A 24,081-nucleotide genomic window follows, 5' to 3' on the forward strand; every position below is an offset into this window, starting at 1 on the left:
TTCAGTAAATGTGTTTTGTTCAAATGCTTTAATTTTAAAACAAACTACTTCATTATAGTTGATTATAATTCAATAATTATAGTAATTTTTATGCATTAATCAATAAATATAGTCTTTTAATTATTGTTACTTAACGTAAGTGTCATTTTATAAAGGAAGTTTAATAGATGAAAAAATTTTTTTTAGAAGGAATATTGTTGTTTTTTTTAAAAAAAACAAGATTTAATTTAATATGAAATTATTTAAAATGATAACATAAAAATAACATATGTGATTTTACGTGTTAGTAATTTTGCATTGCTAAACTATAAACTAAACAATGGGAGATCCATATATTTTAATGCTAGTTGCTTTAGCTGTTCTAGCCTTGGCTGATTTGGTCGTTGGAGTAAGTAATGATGCCGTTAATTTTCTGAATTCAGCAATTGGTTCTAAAGCGATACCAATAAAAACAATTATGATCATTGCCAGTATTGGTGTATTTGTTGGTGCAGTTACTTCAAGTGGTATGATGGAGGTTGCCCGAAAAGGTATATTCAATCCTCATATGTTCGTGTTTGAGGAGATAATGTATATTTTTATGGCGGTAATGATAACAGATATTTTACTACTTGATATCTTCAACTCATTTGGTATGCCAACCTCTACAACCGTTTCTATTGTTTTTGAATTATTGGGAGCTGCTGTGGCAATAGCGCTGATAAAAATTTCGGCAAGTGATACTAAGACGATTACTGATATTTGGAATTATATAAATGACGAAAAAGCTTTAGAAATCATTTCAGGTATTATTATTTCTGTTATTGTAGCTTTTACAGTAGGAGCAATTGTTCAATATTTTTCTAGGCTTATTTATTCTTTTGATTTTGAGAAAAGACCTGATTATATCAATTCATTATTTGGTGGTTTTGCGATTACCGCTATTACCTATTTTATAATTATCAAAGGGCTAAAGGGAACTCCTTTTTATGGCAGTATAAAGGGATTGGTAGAGGGATATTCTGTAGGTATTGTTTTGGGAAGTTTTATAGCTTGGTCTTCGGTATCTCACATTCTTGTTAAGTTTTTTAAAATAAATATATTAGTCCTTATTATCGCAATTGGAACCTTTTCTTTGGCAATGGCTTTTGCTGGGAATGATTTGGTTAATTTTATAGGTGTACCTATCGCTGCATTGAATTCTTATGAGGCTTGGAAAGTTTCTGGTGTTGCTGCGAATCAATTTACAATGGGTATTCTAGCTGAAAAAGTTCCATCAAATGTTTGGTTATTATTATTTGCGGGAGGAGTGATGGTCATTACATTGTGGACTTCAAAAAAGGCAAGAGCAGTAATCGAAACAGGAATAAATTTATCACGTCAAGGAGAAGGACAAGAAAAATTCCAACCTAACAATTTATCAAGAGTTGTAGTAAGGTTAGCAATGTTTTTTAATAAAGGTATTAATTTGGTTATACCGTTAAAGACCCAAGTTTTTATTAATTCAAAGTTTGAAAAACCAATTATTAAACTTCCTAAAGACAAAGTTTATGAATTGCCGGCTTTCGACCTGGTAAGGGCAGCTGTAAATCTAATAATGGCTAGTATTTTAATATCTATAGCAACTTCTATGAAGCTACCTTTATCAACTACCTATGTAACATTTATGGTAGCAATGGGAACATCATTAGCAGACAGAGCTTGGGGTAGAGAAAGTGCTGTTTACAGAGTTGCTGGTGTTTTTAATGTTATAGGAGGATGGTTTTTAACAGCAATAATAGCTTTTATAGCAGCGGGAATTGTGGCTTATTTGATAAGTTGGCATATCGCTATGGTACCAGTGCTTCTTTTATTAATTATTGGTTTGGTAACTCGAACCAGTATCATGTATTCTAGAAGAACAAAAGAAGAAAAAAAACAAATCTATGTTGAAAGAGCAGAATTAATTTCTATTAATGGTGTTATTGAAGAGAGTTCTGACAATATCGCTGGGGTTGCAGAAAGAATAAATAAACTTTTTTCAAACGTTGTCAATGATTTAGCAAATCATGATTTGGTTAAGCTGCGTAAAACTGATAAACATGTTACAAAATTAAATGATGAAATAGATAGTTTGAAAGATGGTGTTTTTTACTTTATTAAATCACTCGATGATAGTTCTGTTCAGGCAAGTAGGTTTTATGTATTGATTTTAGGTTATTTACAAGATGTAGCGCAATCAATAAGTTACATATCAAGAGCGACTTATAAACATGTAAATAATAACCATAAAAATCTTAAAAAAGGTCAATTAAAAGATCTAAAACAAATAGAAGTTACGCTCTCGTCCATACTTACTAATGTGAAAAATGTATTTTCTGAGCGTAATTTTGATGAGCTCACTATTATTATTGATGAAAAGAAAGAGTTACTTACTGAGGTATCTCATTCGATAGAAAAGCAAGTTGATAGAATTAGAACCAATGAAACCAGTCCTAAAAATACTACGTTATATTTCAGTATTTTACTAGAAACGCAAGATTTAGTTTCTGGACTTGTAAGTCTTTTGGAAACTTATCAAGATTTTTATGTGAGTTCTAAAAATCTATAAAAAATACTTTTTTTCCTTGAGTTATAATTTAAGTTGTCTTAAATAAAATAAAATCTATTTATGTTGGTAGAAGTAAGTTTGATTTTTAAAAGCTTTTAATTGAAAGCTATAAGCTTGTTTTTAAGTAAGATTTTAAGAATGAAAACATATATTTCTAATTCTAAATTCTAGTCTCTAAAGTAAAATCCTTTTAAATTAGGAAATTGAAGCTGTTCCATTGATTTCGGTTATTTAAGATGTTGTAGTTATATATTATCTCTTAAGATATCTCAGGGGTGACACTGTTCAAAAATTATTGAAAAATAAGGTTGTTCTTATTACCGAATAAAGGATAAACGGTATTACTTAATAATTACGCGAAGAATAACGAATATTTTTTTAGATTTAGTATTAGAAAAAGTTTATTCGGTGTTTATCAGTATTCCTATTTAAAAGAGTATTTTAAAGAAGTTGTTCAAACACAGATTTTCACAATAGAAATCATAAAGAAAGTAAGTAGGTGCGTTTTTATGCAGATATTTTATTGACCTTTTAATAAAAACAATTGATTAAGAATATGTAATGAATTTAAAAATAGACTGAAATATTTGTAATTACCCAATAATTTTATCCTAAAAACATAGAAGGACTTATTTTACATAAGTCCTTCTATGTTTTTAGTGATGATTTTGTTGTTATTCATAAAATGTTACGGATCCGTCTTGGATATTATACATTCCACCAATAATTTGAATCTCTTTATTATTATGCATGTCAGCTAAAACCTCACTTTGTTTTATGATATTATCAATAGTTAACTCTACGTTCTTTTTGGCAACTTCATTTACAAAGTTCTCATTGGAAGAATTCCTAACCGATGCTTCCTTTGGTTCAGTTACAGCCTCTACGGCCGGTTTTATTTTTTTAAGCATACCTGTTAAATTTCCTAGTTTAGCGTCATCACAAGCTCCTTTAACTGCTCCGCAACTTGTGTGTCCTAAAACAACAATCAATTTGGTTCCAGCTAATTTACATGCAAATTCCATACTTCCTAGAATATCTTCATTAACAAAATTACCAGCGATTCTTACGCTAAAAATATCGCCAATCCCTTGGTCAAAAATAAGTTCAGATGATACTCTAGAATCAATACAGCTTAATATGGTTGCAAAAGGGAACTGACCTTTTTTTGTGTCATTAACTTGTTCAAGTAAATTTCTATCCGCTTTTAGACTTTTTTGAAATCTTAAATTACCTTCTTTTAAGGTTATAAGAGATTTTTGGGGTGTCATTGCGGTTTGAGTTTCTTTTGTATGGGCTTTCATTTAATTTAATATTTAATTCGTTAAAATTGGCTTATATTTTTATAATAATGAAATGTGCAATTTTCCATTATTATATTTATTGATTTTAAATAGCTAAATAGATGCATCTATTAATTCGTGGATTTTTAATTAATCGCTTTTTATTTATAAAAAGTAAAACTTCGTTAAGGATTACTTAAAGATTAAGATCACTACCTATCACTTTTAATAATATAGGACTTACTACAACGTTAATTTTAGATAGCTATTTTTACCAGAGTTTAATAATTTAGATTTTTTTTGAAAATGTGTCTGTATGTTGCTTTTTATCAAATAAATAGATTGTTTTATTTTTAATGGTAAAAATCATTAAATTTTAATCTAATCGAAAGCTTCATATTCTTTAGCGTGTCTTAAAAATTATTATGTTATAAAAGTTACTATTTAATTAACGGCCGCAATTTAAAAAAATCTACGAAACTTTTTGGGTTTTCGATGGTTCCTCTTTCTGAGAATACTTTAATATTTATGCTTTTTTCTCTAGCTTTAAAAAGAAAATCTTCAAGAATTTCAATAATATCATTATCTAAATATCTTGTTTTTCTTACATCTAATTCTAAATATGTATTTCGGGGTAAGTTATTTAACTCCTTCAGAATAGCACCTTTATTAAAAAAAGTAACTTCCTCTGCTAGTGTCATTTTAATTTTATGAACGCCATTACTTACATCTTCAATATGTAAAAAATGTGAATTTTGATAGCTTTTGATTAAAATTACAATAATTCCAATAGCTAAACCTAGCCCGATTCCTTTTAGTAAGTCAATAAAAACAATCCCTAAAACCGTAACAATAAAAGGTAGAAATTGTTTCCAACCTAATGCGTACATTTTCTTAAATAGTGTTGGTTTAGCCAGTTTAAAACCAACGATAAAAAGTACAGCGGCTAAAACTGATAGAGGTATTTTGTTTAATAAATTTGGAATTAATATTATGGATATTAATAATAAAAAACCATGAATTACAGTAGAAGCTTTACTCTTTCCTCCAGATTGAATATTGGCTGAACTTCTAACAATCACTTGAGTAACAGGTAGTCCGCCAATTAGTCCAGAAATTATATTTCCTGTACCTTGTGCTAACAGTTCTCTATTAGTGGGGGTTATATTTTTATTAGGATCAATCTTATCTGTTGCTTCCACACATAATAGGGTTTCTAAGCTTGCGACAAGTGCAATGGTAAAAGCGGTAACCCATATACTAGAATCAGAAATAAGTGAGAAATTAGGAAATTGAAATTGGCCAAAGAAAGATGTGATATCTTCAGGCACAGGAACACTCACTAAGTGTTTTGAGCTAATGCCTAATACGTCGTTAGTTTTAGTTATTGTATAAAAAATTATACCAATAATAACCGCAACAACAGGTCCTTGTATTAATTGAAATATTTTAGCTTTTTTTACAAGAATTTTTTCCCATAATAGTAATATTCCTAGGCCTATAAATCCAATAACAGTAGACCCAGTTCCAATATTATTAATAGTATTAAAAATTCCCGAAAAAGTATTCTCACCATCTACTTGCATGAATGCAAAATCACCTTCAGGATCTGCATCATACCCAAAAAAATGAGGAATTTGTTTCAGTATAATAATTACACCTATTCCGGTTAACATTCCTTTAATTACAGATGATGGAAAATAATACCCTATGATACCCGCTTTTAAAATTCCGAACATCAGTTGTATTATTCCTCCAAGGACAACAGCAAGTAAAAAGTTATTAAAGCCACCCAATTCACCAATGGCAGTTAACACTATGGCAGCAAGTCCTGCAGCAGGCCCACTTACACCAATCTTGGACCCACTCAGGGCACCTACTACAATACCACCGACAATACCGGCAATCAAGCCAGAAAATAACGGAGCTCCACTGGCTAGAGCTATTCCCAAGCAAAGGGGAAGTGCAACGAAAAACACCACTATACTAGCGGGTAAATCATTTTTAATTGTTTTAAACATAAAACGAGTTTTTTATTAGTATTTAACTAATGATTTGAAATTAATTGATTATAGTTTCTAGGACACTATTATTCAGTAATCCTTCTTATAACGCACTAATTCGGGGATAATTAAAAGAGTCTTAAACTACTAGATTAGCAGTACAGAGAAGTTTAGTCCTCTGGTGGAGGATTCTCTTGTTTTTGATAAATAGTTCTATAGAAACTTTTATGATGTGTAAGTTTAGTTCGATTTATAACACCACAAAAATTGTTTGTTTCAGATGTAAAGTGCAAGTATTTTATTTCTAATTCTTTGTTTGTTTCGTCACAGTCTTTTTCCGCTTCCATTCCTGAAATTTCACAGACTTCTTCAAATATATTTGTATACCTAGGTACGACTACTGTTGCAGTTACCAAGAATAAAAGAAGGTATGTTAGTATATATTTGATCATTTTTAAACAACACAATATACAACATTAAGTTTAATTTTGATGCCAACAAAATTTAAAATTTATCTATAATTTTAATATTTTGTTTTTGAATCCACCCCGTTTTGCCATCAATTAATCTTATTCTATTCCATTCATCTACCGAATCTATTAATGATACCTTAGTTCCTTCGTGAAGCAAAAAAACATCATCAGAGCTTAAATTTGGAGCATTTTTTACACTTATTTCGTTACTATAGATAATGGCATGTTTTACATTATGAAATTCATTGAATTGTTGGAAAGTTATAACAATTGAACAGATAAGAAGTAGAAAGTTTAACATACTAATGCTGAAGAAAATTCTCTTTCTGAACGAATCATGTGATAAATAGAACAAAATAAAAAATAAACTCGTTATAAATGAGAAAATTATAACAACAAATGCCCATGTGTTATAGTGAAGACTATTTAGAAAATTACTCCTAAATTTTTCAAACACATTTTGGGGAAGCGGCTCTATCCTATCTAAGGTTAATTTATGAGCAATAGTAAGGTTGTTTTTAGCATCTTTGTTTGACGGATCAATTAATAACGCCATCTCATAGTTATAAATAGATGGAGCTACTTTATTGAGCTTATAGTAGCAGTTTGCAATATTAAAATACAACTCAGATGAAACGTCATTTTTTATCTCAATCTTTTCGTATAAAGCGAGAGCATCTTCATATTTATCTTGACGGTATAAGTTATTCGCTTTTTCGAATAAATCAGTAGATGTCTGTGCGGACATAACACTTGACAAAAGTACTATAAATAATGCTATATTTCTCATTATAACTGTTTATCTAATTGGGTTATCACTTGTTTAGCTTTATCGAATTCTTGATTCATATGAGTATCGTCAAGTGGTGTATATCTTGCGAAGTCACAGTCATTAAGAACCGTGATAAAATCCTTTATGGTATTATTTTCTATTTCACGTTTTTTAAGTAGCTCTGTAATTTTATCTTTACTAATATCTTGCGTTTCTACTTTTAGTTTTGCTTTTAAATAATTGTGTAATGCGCGTTCAAGTGATTCGTAAAATGCTTCTTTCTGTCCAAGTTGTTTTTGAGCTTCTGAAAGATATTTCTTCGCTAACTTATCTGCTAATCTTCTTTTATTTCCATCCGTATCTCGATTTTTTCTCTCCTTTTTCTTATCGAGAATGATAACTGTTGGAATAGATATTATTGGAAGGAATAGTAAAAAATAAAACAAAGAAGATTTAAAGAAGTCTAATTTATTTGTGCTTTCAAAGTTAGATTTTGTTTGAATATATCTGAAATCGTTACCTGTAACCTGAATATTTTGTTTGGTAGTACTGTTAATTTCTTGAGAAGAAGAAATAAGTTCTTTACCTCCTAGCACTTCTACATACATATCTTCAGAGTTAATTGTTTGATAAACTTCTTTTTTAGGGTTGAAATAAGAAAAACTAACTGAAGGAATTTTATATTTCCCTTTATATTCAGGAACAAGTGTATAATTGTCTGATATTTTACCTTGTAAACCTGAAGATGTAATAATTATTTTTTCTTTTCTTTCTGGTTGATAAACTTCTAATTCTTTAGGAGTGTCTAATTTAGGTAATTCAAATAATTTTAGATTGCCTTTTCCTTTGATATTTATAAATATTTGAGATGATTCGTTGGCCTTCAGTATTTGTTTGCTTAAGGATACATCTAGTGAAAATTCCCCTACGGCTCCATTAAAATTTTCAGGTCTATTTTGCTGTGGTAACTCTTTAACATTGATAGTTTTTTTTATAGAAGAAAATTCTTTTTTTATTTGTCTTGTCATTGGATTACCGAAAAAGTCAACTCTTCCTGTTGGTACAGCCACTACAATGTCCATTTTCATTGGATCTATTGTTAATTTTCCAGCTTTTGTTGGGATCAATAGTGCTTTATGTAAAACTGCATATCTATATTTTTCTCCATTATAAGTGCCTGATTTAACTTGCGTTCCATTTTTCTTTATTTCTTGTGTCCAAAATCCATTATACTGAGGAGATTCAGTAATAGCATTATCGTAAATACCTACATTTTCACTAAAATAAAGTCTGTATTCCAGGTAAATACCTTCACCTAAATAAGGTTTAGATTTTGAAATTTCAGCTACAAGATGAATGTTTTGCGAAGCAACATAATTTGGATCATTGGGGTCTTTTGGAAGTTTAACTGCATCTAATACTATTATTTTAAGGGTGTTTGATTTAATCTTTTCCCCATTTATTTCAATAGAAGCAGAGGGTAAATTAAACTCACCCTTTTTTTTGGGTTGTAAGATATAGGTGTACGATTTAGAAAATGTCATTTTACCGTTAATCCATGATTGACTTATGGATTGACTTGGCCCTCCAATAATTTTAAAATTAGTATAAACAGGAGGTGTAAAATTATCAGCACCTTGTGTATTTATTGAATACTCAACTTTTAGTCGCTGATTAATCCCGAGTTTACTCTTACTTACTTTCGCTACTAATTCTCCTTTTTGTGCATGCAATGAAGATATAGCTAAAAAGAATAATAAAATATGCAATATTATATGTCTGCTCATTTTTAATTCATTATAAACTGATGTCTAAACACCCAAATATCTAAAAACGGACATTAATTTAAAAAGTCCTTGTCTTAGCTTTTTGTTAAATATTACCAGTCTTTTTCTTGTTTGACTTTTTGCCCTTTTGATTTTTTAATATTCATTTTCTTTTGTGTCTTTTTCTCTTCATTATTTAAGCTTTCCAAAAGCTGTTTCATTTGCTCTGGAGTCATCTTACCTATTTGAGATTTAGATTCTTTTTTATTGTCTTTGTCTTTCTTCTTATTCTGATTTTTTTGATCTTTGTTTTGATCCTTTTGGTCTTTGTTTTGATCCTTTTGATCTTTGTTTTGATCCTTTTGGTCTTTGTTCTGATCCTTTTGGTCTTTGTTTTGATCCTTTTGGTCTTTGTTTTGATCCTTTTGATCTTTGTTTTGATCCTTTTGGTCTTTGTTCTGATCCTTTTGATCTTTGTTTTGATCCTTTTGATCTTTATCCTGATTGTTATTGTTTTTTTGCTGTTGCTGTTGTTTTTTTAATTCTTTTTGGGCTACTGCTAAATTATAGCGTGTTTCATCGTCATTAGGGTTATTTCTTAAAGAATTTTTGTAGGATTCAACAGCTTTTTCATATTGTTTTTGCTCCATCATAGCATTTCCAATATTATGAAAAGCTTCTGCTTTAGTAATTTTATTATTACTACCTTTTGTAGTTAATTCATACTGAGAAACAGCTTCTTTATAACTTTTATTTTGATATAAAGAATTTCCATAATTATAGGTAGCTTTTTCATAGTTACCGTCCTTTTCCAGCGCTTTTCTGTAGGAAATTGAAGCTTCATCGAATTTTTGCTTATTGTAAAGTTCATTTCCTAAACGAAGTAAGGATCTTGCCTCCTTTTTTTGTTTAAGGGTATCTATTTGTGCGTTAATCTCAATTGATTGAAATAACAATAATATTATAACTAAACTTTTCAATATGTTCACTTGTTTAATTTTTTGATTCTTCATTAAATAAGTCAATTTTCTTTAACCACTTTGTTTTTCTTTCAAACAGCAAAATATCAAGCATTAAAAAGAATAAAGCGAATGTCAAAGGCCATTGAAACTGATCTTGATAATCAGAGAATTGTTTTGTTTCGAACTCGCTTTTTTGTGCATTAGCAATAACATCAGTAATAATTTTAACAGCTGCTTCTGTTTTATTACCTTCAATATAATTTCCTTTGCCAATATCGGCGATGTCTTTTAATATTTTGGATTCTTTTTTGGTGATAACCGTTGCTCCTTCACGGTTTTTCTTATAGCCAATTAAAGATCCGTTTATTTTTATTGGAATTGGTCCTCCTTTTTGGGTTCCAACACCGATAGTAAAAATCTTTGTTCCTTCATTAGAAATATTTTGTGTAATTTGCTTGGTTTCTTCTTGGTGATCTTCTCCATCAGATATTATAATTAAAAATCTATTAGTTTGCTCATCGTTATTGTAGTAAGTTTTGGCTAAGTTTAAAGCTTCATTTATGGCTGTACCTTGACTAGAGACCATATCGGTATTAGCGTTTTGTAAAAACATATTTCCAGCAGCATGATCTGTTGTTATTGGAAGTAAAGGGTATGCACTACCTGCATAAATTATTATTCCAACTCTATCACTACCAAGTCGGTCAATTATCTTTGAAATAATTTGTTTCGATTTTTCAAGCCTATTTGGAGCAATATCTTCAGCTAGCATACTTTTTGAAACATCTAGTGCAAATACTACATCAACACCTTCTCTTTTTACAGTTTTTAATTTAGTTCCCATTTTCGGGTTAATTAAAGCTATTATTAAAAACGTAAAACTTAGTAAGAGTAGTGCAAGTTTCAGAAGAGGTTTGAAACGAGAAGAGTTTGGCGCTAATTTTTTCAATAATTCTGGAGATGTAAACTTTTTTTGAGCTCTTTTCTTCCAAAAGAAAACTAATAAATGCATACCAATTATTACTGGAATGATAATAAATAAGTAAAAATATATCGGTTCTTCTATCTTGTACATATATTTATTGTTGTTATATGAAGCTTTTGAAAATGGTGTTTTTAAAAATAAATTCTAAAATTAAGAAGAATCCTGCAATAAAAACAAATAGTCTATATTGTTCAGTGTAGTTATAATACTTAAATTCTTCAATTTTTGTTTTCTCAAGTTTGTCTATTTCATCATAAATTGCACTAAGCTTATTATTGTCTGTCGCCCTAAAATACTTACCATCAGTTTCTGAAGAAATATGCTGTAATAATTTTTCATCAATTTCTACTTGTTGGTTTCTAAAAGAGATTTTTCCTGTTCTTGGATCTTTTGCCCATGGAAAAGGAGCCATGCCATTTGTGCCAATACCTATTGTATACACTTTTATGTTATTACCTTTAGCCAGTTCAGTAGCCGTTTTAGGATCTACAAATCCTGCATTATTTACACCATCAGTCAGAAGAATAATTACTTTACTTTTAGCTTTGCTTTCTTTTAAACGATTTACGGCTGAACCAAGCCCCATTCCAATAGCGGTTCCTCCTTCCATTTGACCAAACTTAATCTCAGAAATAGTTCTTTTTACAATAGATTTGTCACTAGTAATAGGAGTCTGAGTAAAGCTCTCGCCAGCATATACCACAATACCGATTCTATCATTTGGACGTCTAGAAACAAACTTTATGGCTACTCTTTTTAAAGCCTCAAGTCTGTTGGGTTTTAGGTCTTTAGCGAGCATACTAGCAGATACATCAATAGCCATAACAATATCAATACCTCTATTAGACTTTGTTTTTTTACTTATAGATACATTCCTCGGACGTGATAGCCCGATGATTAAGGATGTTAACGCAAGTAACCTTAAAATATACAGTAGCGGTTTTAATCGAGAAGAAATAGATCTTTTTAATAGAAAAGCACTTGTATTTCCAATTGTTAACTGTGCACTATTTTTTTTATCTGTAAAAATAAACCAGATAGCTAATACAGGTATGAACACAAGTAGCCAAAGAAATTCTGGGTTGTGGAATTCAAAATTATTTAGCATTTTCTAACTGTTGATTTTTTGATTCGTACATTGATTTAGCTTGGGAAGCACTATAGCTAATCAAAGCTATTATTAAAACTAACGAAATAACTATTAATATTTTAATAACCAAGCTGTGTTTTTTTATTTTGGGTTTTTCAACAATAGTAACAGGTGAAGAATAGCTAGTTTCAGAATTTTCACTTATAACAGCTGGTTTGACATTTTTTATGATTATTTCTGCGTTTTTCCTGTCAAACTCTATATCGTTAGCTAAAGGTTTTGATTTAGCAAATTTGACAAAATCTGATTGAATAAGTAATCTTTCCAATTTCTCAATTGTATCTTTATCTGTAGTAATTGTATTAACCTTATTCAAATTGTTGAGTGTAAATATAAGCTCTTTCGTGGTTTGTTCAAGAGCGGGAATATTTAATTCTCGTTCAATATAATTTCGTATGATTTCAGTCAATTCACTATAGTAATTCTTTGTTTTATTGTTCTGCCATAAAAGCTTATCATCTAAAAGTTTTAAGTTTTGCATGGCTTCCTGAAAAGGAGCTAATTTTGGAATGAAAGTTTCAGATGTACTCTCTTCAGTTTTATTAAGTGCAAAATATAAAGTTATTATAACAATTATTAGTAAAGCTAATATCCATATTATATACTCTTTGAAATCATCAATTTGATAAGGTTCTCCTTTGATCCCTTTAATAGGAAATTTTTTTACTTTAGTGGTATCAATAGCTACGGAAGCAACTTTTATCAATAAGCTATCTGTAAAGTATGCTTGGTTTTTTATAAATATTTGCTGTTTTGGTATATAAAAGGCACCACTATCAAACCCAGTTAATATATATCTTTGAACTAACGATCGGTTAAGAGTGTCTAATTTTAACGAATCAACAACTTCTATATTCTTGAGGTTTTCTAATTTCGGAATAATTACATTTTCTGTTTCATCAATTGTAATTTTATATTCAAATTGCTCACCAATCCTAATATTTGTTGTGTCAATTTCTACTTTTACCGTTGGATTCTGGGAAAAACCAATGGTAACAATGCTCAAGAATAAAATATGTAAAAGGTGTTGTTTCATAATTTAGTCATCATAATTGCTTGAAAATTAGTTTTTTTGTTTAAAGTAACCTAGCAGTTTTTTTACATAGCTTTCATCTACGCGAGCATGAATAATACCTGATCCAGACTTTCTAAAAGAAGAGGTGAAATAATCCTTAAGATATAAAGCGTGTTTTTTATACTGCTTTCTGACGGTTGAAGAACTAGTATTTACAAGAATAACTTCTCCTGTTTCGGCATCCCTCATTGAAACCATTCCAATATTTGGAATCTCTTGATCATGCTTATCAAAAACACGGATACCTGTCAAATCATGTTTATTACCTGCAATTTTTAAGGTATGCTCATAATTATCGTCCATAAAGTCTGAAAGAACAAAAACAATTGCCTTTTTCTTAAGTACATTTGATAGGAATTTTAGGGCTTGATTAATATTTGTTTTTTTACTTTTCGATTCAAACTCAATTAGTTCTCGGATTATGCGAAGAACATGGCTACGACCTTTTTTGGGAGGGATAAATAGTTCAATCTGGTCTGAAAACAGAATTAAACCTACTTTATCATTATTTTGAATTGCTGAAAAAGCAAGCGTAGCAGCAATTTCAGTGATAGTGTCTTTTTTAAATTGTTGAGAAGTGCCGAAAAATTCAGAACCAGAAATATCAACAACGAGCATCATTGTGAGTTCGCGTTCTTCTTCAAAAATTTTAACAAAAGGTTCGTTATATCTTGCAGTAACGTTCCAATCAATAGCACGAATATCATCTCCATACTGATATTGTCGAACTTCGGAGAAAGTCATCCCTCGACCTTTAAAGGTCGAGTGATATTCTCCTCCAAATATATTATTGGATAGTTTTTTTGTTTTAATTTCAATTTTACGAACTTTTTTAAGTAATTCTTTTGTGTCCATGCACTAGCTTAACCAATTTTCAGGTAAAGGAGGCAGTTCAACTTCTTTAAGTTCAAAAGATTTTTCAATTGACAGCAAAGGCGCCTCTTTTATCGATATGTTAACGTTGTTTTTGTGGGCTACTTCCTTTATCACGTTGCTAATACTTCTTTTCTGTCCAAGTACCAAACTGTTCATTATGATATTTGATTCTGTTTTCAAGTCGAAACAATTCACATAATAAGAAGGTTTTTCATTTTGATAAACAATAGCTTCAGTTTTTTTTCTTTTTTGCAATTCTAATATTGTTTTTGTTCCTGTTAATGTTTTGTAAGTTGTTAATTTGTATGTCATCTCTAACTGTATTTTAGTTGAAGGGGTGTTTTTATGTAGAGTATGCTTGTTTTGGTTTGTTTTTAAGGGACTTGTACTTCGTTTATTATTGAGGTAATAATGTCTATTGATGAAACATTTTCAGCTTCAGCTTCATAAGTAATTCCTATTCGGTGTCTCAATACATCATAGACAACAGCTCTTACATCTTCTGGAATAACATATCCTCTTCTTTTTATAAATGCGTAACATTTTGAAGCCTTTGCAAGGGCAATACTACCACGTGGAGAAGAACCAAAACTTATGAGGGGTTGAAGTTTTTCTAGGTTGTATTTTTCTGGATAACGTGTTGCAAATATGATGTCAAGTATATATTTCTCTATTTTTTCATCCATATATACTTCATTGACAGATGCTCTAGCTTTTATAATTTGATCTATTGAAACAACAGGGTTTACCTTTCCGAAACTTCCGTTTAAATTTTGACGCATAATTAATTGCTCGTCTTCAATTTTTGGATAATCAATTACCGTCTTTAGCATAAAACGATCTACTTGGGCTTCCGGCAAAGGGTAAGTCCCTTCCTGTTCAACTGGATTCTGAGTCGCCATAACTAAAAATGGCTCATCCAGTTTGAAAGTTTCATCTCCAATTGTAATTTGTCTTTCTTGCATTGCTTCTAACAAAGCCGATTGCACTTTTGCAGGAGCTCTATTAATTTCATCAGCTAACACAAAATTAGCAAAGATTGGGCCTTTTTTTATAGCGAAATCGTTTTCTTTAACATTATAAATCATCGTTCCTACAACATCCGCAGGAAGTAAATCAGGGGTGAATTGAATACGACTGAAACTTCCTTGAACAGCTTTTGAAAGCGTGTTTATAGCCAGTGTTTTTGCCAATCCAGGAACACCTTCTAATAGGATGTGTCCATTTCCTAATAAACCAATTAACAAACGCTCAATCATATACTTCTGACCAACAATAACCTTGTTCATTTCGTTTGTTAGCAAGTCAACGAAAGCACTTTCTTGTGCTATCTTTTCATTAATTGCTCTTACATCTACGTCCATAAAATATTTTAGATTTTCTTAGCTTTACGTTTAACAAAACTACAATATTAAGAATTTTTGATTTGTTAAAGTATGGTTAAACCTGAAAAATCAATGATTTATATAAAAAATAAATATATAACGTACTTATCATAATTTTAATATTTGTGTTTTTTAATTTGTTTTTGTTAATTAGCAGCGGCTATAATATAATTTTAACATAAAAGTTAGGGGGATTCAGTTAGAATATGATAAAATAGCTATAACCATCGTAATACTTAGACTTCACCTATAGATAGAATGACATTAATTAAAATAATGTAATTCTGTGGTTTTATTTTTTGAATTTAATTCGTATTTAATTTTCAGTTTAAATAATTGAAAAAGTAAAAAATAACAACTAATTTTTTGTAGATCTAACTTATTGTTAGATCTTTATTTGACGCGGGGGATAAAAAAATCAATAATTAAATTAATACACAAATGAACAAACAAATCAATCAAAAGCGATGGCTCATATTGCTTTTAATTTGTTACTCTACAACAATCATGGCTCAGACAATATCTGGTAAAGTTGAGGATTTACAAGGTAATGTCATTCCTTTTGTTAACGTAATAATAAAAGGAACTCTTAATGGGACAGAAACAAATATGGACGGAGAGTTTTCCATTAATGTAGCTAAATTACCAACTATACTTGTATTTTCCTCGGTAGGTTTCAAAACACAAGAGGTATCAGTGAATGATAAAGCAAGTGTTAAAGTTATTTTGGAGGAAGATAAAGGTATTTTAGATGAGGTGGTGATTACAGGAAATAGAGCGAAGCCAAGAACAATTTTAGATTCAGCTGTACCTATTGACAATGTAGGAGTACGTGAATTGCAAGCAACAGGTCAAACTAATATTGATCAAATGTTAACTTTTGCTGTGCCGTCTTATAATTCAACAAACCAAACAATTTCTGATGCTACAGCACACTTTGACCCAGCAGATTTGAGGGGGTTAGGTCCAAGTAGAACCTTGGTGCTAGTAAATGGCAAAAGAAAAAATCAGAGTGCTTTAGTTTATGTGAATGATACTCCAGGAAAAGGTGAAGTTGGTACTGATATGAAAAGTATTCCCACAGCAGCTATTGAGAGAGTAGAAATATTAAGAGATGGAGCCTCTGCTCAATATGGATCTGATGCGGTAGCAGGGGTGGTAAATATTATTTTGAAAAAAAATATCGATTACACTCAGGTTAACATTAATTCAGGAATAACCTCACGAGGAGATGGTTTTAATGCTGATGCTGATGTAAATCATACGATTACTTTTGGTGAAGGGCGCTTTTTAAACGCCTCTTTAGGCGTTGGTTATCAAGATTACACAAATAGAGCTGGTTCGCCTGGAGGTGATGGTTTATTTGGTTCTTTATATGACTCAGGAGCAATACCAATTGGTGCAGCAGATGGTTATTTGGCGACTGACGGTGTTATAGCTACAGGAGCAGATATATTGAATGGTAATACAGATTGGTTGAGAGAGAATCCTGATTTAGGAATGATTATTGGGCAACCAGAAATGAAGAAAGGTGATATTTATCTTAATTCTGAGTATCCGCTTAATGAAAATACGAAGCTTTATGCTTTTGGAGGTTTTAATATAAGGCAAGGAAAAAGTTTTGCCCTGTATAGAACACCTTATTTTCCAGGAATACCAGGGCAAAATTCTTCGGAAGATAATGTTCTTTACGATGGTACTGGAGCTTATCAAGGTTTTCAGCCTACTTTTGAAACGGATATCAAAGATATTTTATTTACGGCAGGAGGCCAGTTTGCAATTGGAGGGTTTAATGCTGATTTAAGCACAACATACGGGATGAATCAAGTCGATTATACTATTGGTAATACGATAAATCCAAGTCTTGGTGCAAATAGCCCTACCCAATTTGATGCTGGCGCTTATGCTTTTGGTAACATAATTGGAAACTTAGATGTAAATAGAAGTTTTGGTAAAGTTACCATGGGGGCTGGAGTTGAAGCACGTCAAGAACGTTTCAAGGTTACTGAAGGACAATCGGAATCTTATGTAGGTGGTGGAGCACAATCTTTTCCAGGAATACAACCTAGTAATGCTCTAAATGAAACAAGAACTAATATTGGAGCTTATGGAACATTAGATTGGGATATTTCTGAACGTTTTTTGATTGGAGGAGCTGTTCGCTATGAGAATTATTCTGATTTTGGAGGAAATACCTCTTGGAAGGTTAATTCTAGATATAAATTAGGAGAAGCAGGAGTGTTAAGAGCTTCCTATAGTACAGGATTTAGAGCACCGTCATTACATCAGGTATTCTTAAGTAACATACAAACTCTTGTTACAGGAGGTAGAATAGAAAATCAAGGAACATTCAACAATGTTAGCCCTGTTGTTAGAAGATTAGGTGTTGCGCCTTTGTTTGCAGAAACTTCTAAGAATATTTCAGCGGGTTTAACAGTGAAAGCGTCAACTAATTTTACAATTTCACTAGATTACTATAATGTTAGAGTAGATGATAGGGTATTGTTCTCTGGAGAAATTAACGGTGAGGATGATAATGGGGTTGCTAATGCTGCTGTTCAACAAATATTGGATGATAATAGTATTAAAAGTATTAAATTTTTTATCAATGCTATTAACACAATTACTCAAGGGTTTGACTATACCATGCGATATAAAAACATAGACTTTGCTTCGGGCAAGCTTGGTCTTAACTTGGCTTTAAACGTTAATAGAACCAATTTAGAAGGGGATACAGAGACTCCGACTAGTTTGGGTGGATATAAAAATAAAATTTTCAATAGAAAAGAACAGTCTCGAGTTATAAGCGCAAGACCTAACATGAAATTTTTATTTGGGGGAGATTATAAAATAGGTAAATTTAAAACGAATTTGAACAATACTTATTTTGGAGAGGTTACTTGGCAACATGCTTCAGACCCAGCTAAAGATCAAACCTTCAAAGGAAAGGTTGTAACGAATCTTTCTTTAGGATATGATTTTAGTGATTCAATTTCTTTTTCAGCACAAGTAAATAATTTATTTGATGTTTTTCCTGACGAGATAGATCCTAAAGGAGATCCAGCAACTAATTTAGGAGGACGTTTTAAATATCCATGGGAAGTCAATCAGTTTGGTTTTAACGGAACTTCGTTTAGAGGTAGTTTAACGTTTAAGTTCTAAACTAAATTTAATAGGGTAGTTCTTAGTTGATATAATTTTCAAAAAGAAGGTAATATAATTGCCTTCTTTTTCTTTTTAAAGCTCTTTAGCATTATTGCACTCTTATTTATTAATTTTAGTGTTATTCCCTCTGCATTCAAAAGTTCTAATTATTTAGTTTTAAATATTGAATATTGTTCTTTTAAATCCGAATCGTTTTTTTTCGTTCTATCTTGTTTTTTAATAATTTTTTCTCTAAAACTTATACTTCTTTTATTTAATAAACAATTACTCCAATTCTGTTTTTTAGTGAGGTGTTTTGAAACTGTGAAACTTGTTTTGCAAAAAACTTAAAATCTTCTAAAATGATTAGTTTAATTCTTTTTAAAAAACCGGATTTTTACTATTGACGGTTAATTTAAAATTAAAATGCTATCATTTTAGATTTAGAAAAAAAATCGCTAACGATAAGTTAGCGATTTTTGCATTATGTATTATGGTAAAATGTATGTGTTATAATCTAAATAACAAGGGTACCCTTCGATTTCAGTTTTAGTTCCGTTCCATGTTTTGCTGCCAATATTTTCACCTATACTATAATCTGATACGTATATATTATGTTTCGTAATGTCAAACCATTTTTTCTCTTTTGCATTATATTCATACTCATTAGATGATATTTGTCCATCACGATAAACATAACAACTTGCATCGCATTCTCCTATCCTAGATACTATTCTAAAACGCTCACCTTCTTTCGCTCTTGCTTTAAAATCAATAAACTTCCCAGGTGCCACATGTTTTTTCTTGTCAAACACATAATGATCTAATCCGATATTGGGTTCGATACCATACCCCCAATCAATTTTCTTACCTGTCAAATACCATGATTGTGTATCTTTGTTATATTTCTCTACATAAAAACTTCCAAATAGTTCAGCTCCATCAGTTCCGTGATCATAACCATAATAGGCGACCATTGTAGGATCTACTCGTATATTATTATAGTAAACTAAATCGCAGTCTTTTTTAATGTAACTTAAATTTGAAGTAACTTTAAAAGGACTATTGTTATATGTGTAGTTTACTTTATAAGAAATCGGGTATCCTGGATTACTAGCAGAAGCATTAGCTCCTTCTTTTAAATATTGTACAACCTCATTTAAATTATTTGCCATTGCTGATATAGTAGAAAGTATACCATTTTCTGCGTCACCTCCTAATTGTTTTACTATGACATTAAATTCACTAAAAACACTCTTATACTTACTTTCAGCTGAAGCGTCTGCCGAATTACCTAAAGATTTATATGCAAAATTCAATGCAGCTTCTACTTCGGTTGCAGAACGAGTAGATTCATAAATTAATGTATACATACGACCATAAGTAACTGATTCTACATATCCTGATGGGTTTTTCTCATCTTCTGGTACTTGCTTAAAGTCAGTCACATATGGATCTAGCCTTTTTGAATCAACATTATCTTTTAACCATCCGTTAAGTCCAATAATATTTTCTTTTCCCTCAACAGAAACGGTAAAAAAACGTTGCTTTAAGGTAACAGCAAATCTAGTTCTCTCTTTAGAAAAGTCGACTCCAAGACTACCAGCAACATCAGCGCTTGCCCCAGAATATCCTGCTTTTAAGGCCATTTGAAATTGTTTTTGATCATGAATCTGTTGAATAGAAATCTCAAAGCTAGCAGGGAAATTTACTTTTTTATTCAAGCGATATAAAATATTATTCAGACTATCTTGAACTTTACCTGATGTTGGTTCGTTGATATTAGCATAGGTTTTTTCTTTAGTTCCTACTAATGCATTAACTCGAACTTGTATAGGATTTCTATATACTCCTGTTATGGGTATAACTCTTGGGTCTCCGTCTTTAATCGATTTTGAAGATACAAGATTACCTGGCCATAATAAAGAAGAATTCGCATCTAATACAAAGAAATCAGAGTCTGTTTGATTAAAAGAAACTTCTTGCTCAACACAATTTTCTTCGGTTGGAGTTCCAACATTAGCTTTGAAAGGAGCAGTTTTAATAGGTAGCTCCCTAACCCTAACATTAGATATTCCATCAGGTATATTGTCATTTAAAAATTGAGCGATTGGTACATCACTTCGATTATCCAATTCTTTTTGATCTAGATCTTCGCTGTCACAGGATGATAACCAAAATAAAGATCCTAATGATATAAAAGTTAGTGTTTTAGTGTTTTTTAATTTTCTTTTTATACTAGTAATATTAAATTTCTTTTCTAGAAGAAAATTCTTATTGTGCCTTTCTTTATTAAAGAAAGAATTCTTTTTAAAATCCATAGTTACTCTCTATTAAATATTTTTTATGCTCTATAAATATTCAATAATTACATAGCTCTTGAAATAAAATTACTTTGAACCGCCTACATAAGTATTTGAATCATCTTAATCTAGCTTTTTATTATCATTTGTTAAAGTATTAAGTGGTATTGCCTTTAGCATTATTAATGTTGTTCTAAATAGCAATTTGTTGATATACTCAATTGTTATTAACGAAGTTATTCTAATAGTTGAGTCTTGTGATAGGTTATTTATAAAGTTGATGAAATAATGTCGCAACTCTTTTTTAAAGTATCAGATTACTTCTTGAAATCTTTTCGGTTTCGTTTTATTGATGTTTTTTAGTAGCTCATGCTATTTTGGCTTTAGAAATATAAGAGTAAGGGTTCGTATACATTTTCGAGTTACTGCCTGTTTTAAGGTTTTACTTCAGTTTTTTTCAATAAATTGTACTTTTTTTTCTGAAATTTTTATAAGATAATAAGTTTTCACTGAACTTAATTCAGGGTAATCAGAAAAGTGATAACAGTATGTTTTTGGTATTTTTATATCTCCTGTTTGATGAAAAGCTACATTGTAAGTGATTAATATTTTGAGTTTATTAGGCTTTTCTTCTAAAGTCCTCTAGGTATTGTTATGAATAATACTTTACAAATTTACATTAACGATTCTATTAAAACTTTTCTATTATCATTTGTAATGATAGTTATAATTATAGTTTCAAAAAGATCTATATCTTTTTTCTAGTGATAGTATTATTTTTTAAGAGAGCCCTATGAATTTATAAGTGCTAACTTTTTATGAGGTGTTTTTTATAATGAATGTGAAGTTAAGAGTTTAAAATTCTTTTAATTCTATGTTTTTTTTCTCATAAACTCCATAGGTAAAATATTTAACCCAATCTCCTAAGTTTATATACTTACTTTCTTCTGTGAGATCAATATTTAATGGCAGGTGACGATGTCCAAAAATAAAAAAATCATACTTTTTGGTTTTTAACTTTCTCCTACAATATTGAGCAAGCCATTCGTTTTCTTCTCCTAAAAACATCGCATCCTCATCTCCAGAAATTAGTTTATTTTTTACAGACATGTACTGACCGAGCCGAACTCCCAAGTCAGGATGAAGCCATCTAAACATCCATTGAAACAAAGGAAAAGTAAATATTTTTTTCATTCGTTTGTAGCCTTTGTCGTTTGGCCCCAGTCCATCTCCATGTCCAATTAAAAATATTTTATCATTGATAAGAAATTCCTTTGGTTTATGAAAAACAGGGATGTTAAGTTCTTCTTGAAAATAATCATTCATCCATAAATCATGATTACCAACAAAAAAATAGATGGGAATGCCGCTGTCTCTAATTTCCGCAAGTTTACCTAGAACCCTTACAAAACCTTTAGGGACAACAGTTTTGTATTCAAACCAGAAATCAAATAAGTCTCCAAGTAAAAATATAGCTTGTGCATCTTCTTTTACGATATCTAACCAGTTAACAAATTTTTGTTCCCTAGGAAAGCTAATCTCTCTACTAGGAGCTCCTAAATGCTGATCAGAGGCAAAATAGATTTTTTTATTTTCAGAAATTGTAATTGAGATCAAATCGTATAATTTTAGACAAAAATAACTAATTTGATCTCAGTTAATGCAGTTTAATTTTGGTTACTTTTGTTGAAAATTTCATAGTAACTTAGTTTAGATGAAACCATTTGATGATATATACTTTATGAGAAAAGCCTTACAAGAAGCATATGTTGCTTTTGATAAAGGTGAGGTTCCTGTTGGAGCAGTTATTGTTTTTAACAATCAAATAATTGCTAGAGCCCATAACCTTACTGAAGCTTTAAATGATGTAACAGCTCATGCAGAAATGCAAGCATTTACGGCAGCAGCTGATTACTTAGGAGGTAAGTATTTGAAGAATTGTACACTTTACGTAACTTTAGAGCCATGTCAAATGTGTGCTGGAGCAAGTTATTGGACTCAGATTGATAAAATTGTTTACGGTGCCTCTGAGCCCAAATTAGGTTTTTCTGTTTTAGCTACTAAAATTCATCCAAAAACTAAAGTAAAGAAAGGAGTTCTGGAGAAAGAATGTAGTTTTCTGTTAAAAAAATTTTTTATCGAAAAAAGGAATTTAAATTAATCAGAATTAGGTTTGGGCCTTGAAGTAAAATTATTTTGTGCGAAATAATAAATATCATCACCTCCTTTTCCTCCGTATCTATTTGAAGAAAAATATCCTTTATTTTGGTTTCTTTTTTTGATGAAACCAAAATCATCCGCATTACTATTAATAGGAGAGTCTAACTTGTGAGGTTTTTCGTATGTGCCATCTTTGAATTTAGAGCAATAAATATCTAAGTCTTCGTTATTGTTATTGGATGAAAAATACAAGTTGTTGTTTTCATCAATAAAGGGAAACATTTCTTTTTTTGAACTATTTATTTGTCTTCCTAAGTTTTTTGGAGTACTGTACTTATTGTTGTCTAAAATATCTACAACAAATATATCTGACTCTCCGTGGGTACCTGGCATGTTCGAGGTAAAAAATAATTTTTTATCATCATTACTTAATGCAGGGTGTCCTATAGAATAATTATCGGAGTTAAAAGGGAGCTCTCTTATATTTTTCCATTTACCATTTATATAATTTGCTGTATAAATTTTCAAAACAACAGAGCCTTCTGAGTCTTTTTTACCAGGTCTCCTTTTCTTTGCGTTTGTTTTTGTAAAGTATATAGTATTATAGTCCTTTGTAAATACAGCATTTGATTCATGGAAAAAGGTGTTAATTTCATTAGAAAAAGGAATGACTTTTTTAGTTGAATTGGAATAAAGTAAATTAGTTTCGTCAGTTTTAAATAAGTTGAAAAATTTTAATCTTTTATTAGAATTGTTTGCTATTGGTCTAGCAAAAACGAGAGTGTTGTTTTTATAAAAAGTTGGTGCTATCTCTGAGTCCTTTGTATTTAAACTTAGGTTTTTGATTTTGTAGCTAATATTTTGAGATGTTAAGTTATTAAGAAATAAAAATGAGATTATAAATACAATTACTTTCATTTTTGAGAATTTAAAGTTTAATCTAGTTTATTAAGTTACTTTCTATACTCTTTGCAAATGAGAATACTCATGTATAAGAGATAGATTTATGCAATATGATGGTAGCAATTGAAAATTTATTCAATTGTATTTCATTAAAAATTCATGTGGAGTTATGCTAAGTACAGTTAATTAGTTAACTGTCTCTAAGATATTTGTTTGTTTTTTCCATTTTAGGGATGATTTTCTTAATATTTGAGTACTTAATTACATCATAG

At 30.4% G+C, this 24,081-nt stretch carries 18 protein-coding genes; 3 read left to right on the forward strand and 15 right to left on the reverse strand.

What is annotated here, in order from left to right; translation table 11 throughout:
• Window positions 1-319 precede the first annotated feature (319 nt).
• Complete coding sequence (locus tag ACSIGE_RS10440; protein WP_440879813.1) at window positions 320-2,569, forward strand: inorganic phosphate transporter; 2,250 nt, start codon at window positions 320-322, stop codon at window positions 2,567-2,569.
• A 674-nt stretch (window positions 2,570-3,243) separates the two neighbouring features.
• On the opposite strand, the gene ACSIGE_RS10445 is transcribed toward ACSIGE_RS10440, so the two are convergent.
• From ACSIGE_RS10445 to ACSIGE_RS10500, 12 genes are all read right to left on the reverse strand, one after another.
• A complete protein-coding gene (locus ACSIGE_RS10445; protein WP_440879814.1) occupies window positions 3,244-3,873 on the reverse strand; it encodes a carbonic anhydrase family protein in 630 nt (209 codons plus the stop codon).
• Window positions 3,874-4,292: 419 nt separating this feature from the next.
• Window positions 4,293-5,873: a SulP family inorganic anion transporter gene (locus ACSIGE_RS10450; protein ID WP_440879815.1), complete on the reverse strand. Its 1,581-nt coding sequence runs from the start codon at window positions 5,871-5,873 to the stop codon at window positions 4,293-4,295.
• Between the two features lie 152 nt (window positions 5,874-6,025).
• Entirely contained in the window at window positions 6,026-6,307 is a 282-nt protein-coding gene (locus ACSIGE_RS10455) for a hypothetical protein (protein ID WP_440879816.1), read from the reverse strand.
• A gap of 52 nt (window positions 6,308-6,359) precedes the next feature.
• On the reverse strand, window positions 6,360-7,118 hold the full coding sequence (locus ACSIGE_RS10460) for an SH3 domain-containing protein (protein WP_440879817.1): 759 nt from the start codon (window positions 7,116-7,118) through the stop codon (window positions 6,360-6,362).
• The gene (locus ACSIGE_RS10465) at window positions 7,118-8,887 is read right to left on the reverse strand and encodes a BatD family protein (RefSeq protein WP_440879818.1); all 1,770 of its coding nucleotides are present in this window, start codon (window positions 8,885-8,887) and stop codon (window positions 7,118-7,120) included. Before ACSIGE_RS10465 ends, ACSIGE_RS10460 begins: the two co-directional genes overlap by 1 nt.
• Window positions 8,888-8,979: 92 nt before the next feature.
• A complete protein-coding gene (locus ACSIGE_RS10470; protein ID WP_440879819.1) occupies window positions 8,980-9,855 on the reverse strand; it encodes a tetratricopeptide repeat protein in 876 nt (291 codons plus the stop codon).
• Between the two features lie 4 nt (window positions 9,856-9,859).
• Entirely contained in the window at window positions 9,860-10,903 is a 1,044-nt protein-coding gene (locus ACSIGE_RS10475; protein ID WP_440879820.1) for a vWA domain-containing protein, read from the reverse strand.
• Window positions 10,904-10,916: 13 nt separating this feature from the next.
• Complete coding sequence (locus ACSIGE_RS10480; protein ID WP_440879821.1) at window positions 10,917-11,921, reverse strand: vWA domain-containing protein; 1,005 nt, start codon at window positions 11,919-11,921, stop codon at window positions 10,917-10,919.
• Entirely contained in the window at window positions 11,911-12,999 is a 1,089-nt protein-coding gene (locus ACSIGE_RS10485; RefSeq protein WP_440879822.1) for a hypothetical protein, read from the reverse strand. Before ACSIGE_RS10485 ends, ACSIGE_RS10480 begins: the two co-directional genes overlap by 11 nt.
• A 27-nt stretch (window positions 13,000-13,026) precedes the next feature.
• The gene (locus ACSIGE_RS10490; protein WP_440879823.1) at window positions 13,027-13,893 is read right to left on the reverse strand and encodes a DUF58 domain-containing protein; all 867 of its coding nucleotides are present in this window, start codon (window positions 13,891-13,893) and stop codon (window positions 13,027-13,029) included.
• 3 nt (window positions 13,894-13,896) lie between these two features.
• Window positions 13,897-14,226: a hypothetical protein gene (locus tag ACSIGE_RS10495; RefSeq protein WP_440879824.1), complete on the reverse strand. Its 330-nt coding sequence runs from the start codon at window positions 14,224-14,226 to the stop codon at window positions 13,897-13,899.
• Window positions 14,227-14,288: 62 nt separating this feature from the next.
• A complete protein-coding gene (locus ACSIGE_RS10500; protein ID WP_440879825.1) occupies window positions 14,289-15,278 on the reverse strand; it encodes an AAA family ATPase in 990 nt (329 codons plus the stop codon).
• 462 nt (window positions 15,279-15,740) lie between these two features.
• Between ACSIGE_RS10500 and ACSIGE_RS10505 the strand changes: the two genes are divergently transcribed.
• Window positions 15,741-18,461: a TonB-dependent receptor gene (locus ACSIGE_RS10505; RefSeq protein WP_440879826.1), complete on the forward strand. Its 2,721-nt coding sequence runs from the start codon at window positions 15,741-15,743 to the stop codon at window positions 18,459-18,461.
• Window positions 18,462-18,934: 473 nt separating this feature from the next.
• Here the strand turns inward: ACSIGE_RS10505 and ACSIGE_RS10510 are convergent, their stop codons facing one another.
• Together ACSIGE_RS10510 and ACSIGE_RS10515 are read right to left on the reverse strand one after the other, a co-directional pair.
• A complete protein-coding gene (locus ACSIGE_RS10510; protein WP_440879827.1) occupies window positions 18,935-20,764 on the reverse strand; it encodes a thiol-activated cytolysin family protein in 1,830 nt (609 codons plus the stop codon).
• Between the two features lie 837 nt (window positions 20,765-21,601).
• Window positions 21,602-22,354, reverse strand: a complete 753-nt coding sequence (locus ACSIGE_RS10515) for a UDP-2,3-diacylglucosamine diphosphatase (protein WP_440882208.1) — start codon at window positions 22,352-22,354, stop codon at window positions 21,602-21,604.
• Between the two features lie 106 nt (window positions 22,355-22,460).
• Between ACSIGE_RS10515 and ACSIGE_RS10520 the strand changes: the two genes are divergently transcribed.
• Window positions 22,461-22,907 carry a nucleoside deaminase gene (locus ACSIGE_RS10520; RefSeq protein WP_440879828.1) on the forward strand — a complete coding sequence of 149 codons (447 nt, stop codon included), beginning with the start codon at window positions 22,461-22,463 and terminating at the stop codon, window positions 22,905-22,907.
• Here the strand turns inward: ACSIGE_RS10520 and ACSIGE_RS10525 are convergent.
• Window positions 22,904-23,824, reverse strand: a complete 921-nt coding sequence (locus ACSIGE_RS10525; protein ID WP_440879829.1) for a hypothetical protein — start codon at window positions 23,822-23,824, stop codon at window positions 22,904-22,906. The two genes, ACSIGE_RS10520 and ACSIGE_RS10525, sit on opposite strands and share 4 nt — an antisense overlap.
• Window positions 23,825-24,081 lie beyond the last annotated feature (257 nt).

The organism is Tenacibaculum profundi, assembly GCF_052050075.1.
In the GTDB taxonomy this organism is placed as follows: Bacteria; Bacteroidota; Bacteroidia; order Flavobacteriales; family Flavobacteriaceae; genus Polaribacter.

Excerpts from the sequence above, each read along its gene's own strand:
- ACSIGE_RS10440 (WP_440879813.1), top strand. The coding sequence starts at position 320 with ATGGGAGATCCATATATTTTAATGCTAGTTGCTTTAGCTGTTCTAGCC.
- ACSIGE_RS10445 (WP_440879814.1), bottom strand. The coding sequence starts at position 3,873 with ATGAAAGCCCATACAAAAGAAACTCAAACCGCAATGACACCCCAAAAA.
- ACSIGE_RS10450 (WP_440879815.1), bottom strand. The coding sequence starts at position 5,873 with ATGTTTAAAACAATTAAAAATGATTTACCCGCTAGTATAGTGGTGTTT.
- ACSIGE_RS10455 (WP_440879816.1), bottom strand. The coding sequence starts at position 6,307 with ATGATCAAATATATACTAACATACCTTCTTTTATTCTTGGTAACTGCA.
- ACSIGE_RS10460 (WP_440879817.1), bottom strand. The coding sequence starts at position 7,118 with ATGAGAAATATAGCATTATTTATAGTACTTTTGTCAAGTGTTATGTCC.
- ACSIGE_RS10465 (WP_440879818.1), bottom strand. The coding sequence starts at position 8,887 with ATGAGCAGACATATAATATTGCATATTTTATTATTCTTTTTAGCTATA.
- ACSIGE_RS10475 (WP_440879820.1), bottom strand. The coding sequence starts at position 10,903 with ATGTACAAGATAGAAGAACCGATATATTTTTACTTATTTATTATCATT.
- ACSIGE_RS10480 (WP_440879821.1), bottom strand. The coding sequence starts at position 11,921 with ATGCTAAATAATTTTGAATTCCACAACCCAGAATTTCTTTGGCTACTT.
- ACSIGE_RS10485 (WP_440879822.1), bottom strand. The coding sequence starts at position 12,999 with ATGAAACAACACCTTTTACATATTTTATTCTTGAGCATTGTTACCATT.
- ACSIGE_RS10490 (WP_440879823.1), bottom strand. The coding sequence starts at position 13,893 with ATGGACACAAAAGAATTACTTAAAAAAGTTCGTAAAATTGAAATTAAA.
- ACSIGE_RS10495 (WP_440879824.1), bottom strand. The coding sequence starts at position 14,226 with ATGACATACAAATTAACAACTTACAAAACATTAACAGGAACAAAAACA.
- ACSIGE_RS10500 (WP_440879825.1), bottom strand. The coding sequence starts at position 15,278 with ATGGACGTAGATGTAAGAGCAATTAATGAAAAGATAGCACAAGAAAGT.
- ACSIGE_RS10505 (WP_440879826.1), top strand. The coding sequence starts at position 15,741 with ATGAACAAACAAATCAATCAAAAGCGATGGCTCATATTGCTTTTAATT.
- ACSIGE_RS10510 (WP_440879827.1), bottom strand. The coding sequence starts at position 20,764 with ATGGATTTTAAAAAGAATTCTTTCTTTAATAAAGAAAGGCACAATAAG.
- ACSIGE_RS10520 (WP_440879828.1), top strand. The coding sequence starts at position 22,461 with ATGAAACCATTTGATGATATATACTTTATGAGAAAAGCCTTACAAGAA.
- ACSIGE_RS10525 (WP_440879829.1), bottom strand. The coding sequence starts at position 23,824 with ATGAAAGTAATTGTATTTATAATCTCATTTTTATTTCTTAATAACTTA.